Genomic DNA, 1,086 nt, shown 5'->3' with positions numbered 1-1,086 from the left:
CGGCCTGCCGGCGACCGCGGCGCCGCACCTCGTCGCCCACGCCGAGCGCGTCCAGCGCGCGCATCGCCCCGGGCCAGATGCCGAGCCCGGTGCCGGTACGCGGCAGCGCGGCGGCGCGTTCCAGGACCGTCACCGACCAGCCGGCGGCCCGCAGCGCGATCCCCGCCGCCAGTCCACCGACCCCACCACCGACCACGACCGCCCGACCGTCCATGCCCGCACCGTACTACAGATGCAGTCGAGTTCACTACGCCTGTAGTCTCAGCCGGTGACCGATCGCCGCCAGCTCCTGCTCGACGCCGCCATCCGGGTGCTCGGCACCCGGGGCCCGCGGCAGCTCACCCACCGGGCGGTGGACGCGGAGGCGGGGCTGCCCGAGGGCTCCGCGTCCAACCGGTTCCGCACCCGGGAGGCGCTCGTCGCCGGCGTCTTCGACCGACTGGTCGAGGTGGAGACGCAGGCCTGGCAGCGCCTCGCGGTGGATCTGCCGCCGGGCGACGTCGACGGCTTCGTCCGCGTGCTCGGCCGGCTGATCCGGCGCTTCACCGGCGAGGAACGGGTGGTCACCCTGGCCCGGCACGCGCTGTTCGTGGAGGCGGCCGTACGGCCCGAGCTGCGTCCCGCCATCGCGGCCGGACGGGCGCAGCTGGCCGGGTGGGGGGTGCCACTGCTCGCCGCGCTCGGGTCTACCGATCCGCCCGCGCACTTCCGGACGCTGCTCGCGCTCGTCGACGGGCTCCTCGGCAACCTGCTCGCCGCGCCCGACGACGACGTCGACCCGGAGTCCGCCGTCGCCGCCCTGCTGCGCGGCTTCCGGGCCGGCTGACCGGCCGCCGCCCGCGCGGAACCGCCTACCGCGCCTCGTCCCGCTGCCGGGCGGCGTCGCGACACGCGGCGAGCGCGTCCGACAGGGTGGTCAGGTGTCCCGCCGGCGTGGACGGCGGCGTGATCCAGCCCGGCCCGGCGCCGTGCACCCGCACCGAGGGGAACTCCCGCGCGAAGCGGACCGCCCGGTACGCCCGCCCGGTCATCGGCGTCTGCGACCACACCACCACGGTGTGCGGGCGGGTCCGACGCACCGCGCTG

General features: G+C 77.3%; 2 protein-coding genes and 1 pseudogene. 1 reads left to right on the top strand and 2 read right to left on the bottom strand.

What is annotated here, in order from left to right:
- Positions 1 to 214: FAD-dependent monooxygenase (locus tag HUW36_RS33305; protein ID WP_174531637.1), on the bottom strand; the 214-nt coding region annotated here is incomplete at its 3' end.
- Positions 215 to 268: 54 nt separating this feature from the next.
- On the opposite strand from HUW36_RS33305, the gene HUW36_RS33300 reads away from it, so the two are divergent.
- Positions 269 to 826 carry a TetR/AcrR family transcriptional regulator gene (locus tag HUW36_RS33300; protein ID WP_174531636.1) on the top strand — a complete coding sequence of 186 codons (558 nt, stop codon included), beginning with the start codon at positions 269 to 271 and terminating at the stop codon, positions 824 to 826.
- Between the two features lie 25 nt (positions 827 to 851).
- Here the strand turns inward: HUW36_RS33300 and HUW36_RS33295 are convergent.
- Positions 852 to 1,086: pseudogene (locus tag HUW36_RS33295) on the bottom strand (transcriptional regulator); the annotation flags it as partial.

The organism is Micromonospora maritima (assembly GCF_902825405.1).
GTDB classification, from domain to species: Bacteria; Actinomycetota; Actinomycetes; order Mycobacteriales; family Micromonosporaceae; genus Micromonospora; species Micromonospora maritima.
The sequence above is the reverse complement of the archived record's forward strand: the minus strand, read 5'-3'. Positions and strand labels throughout refer to the sequence as shown.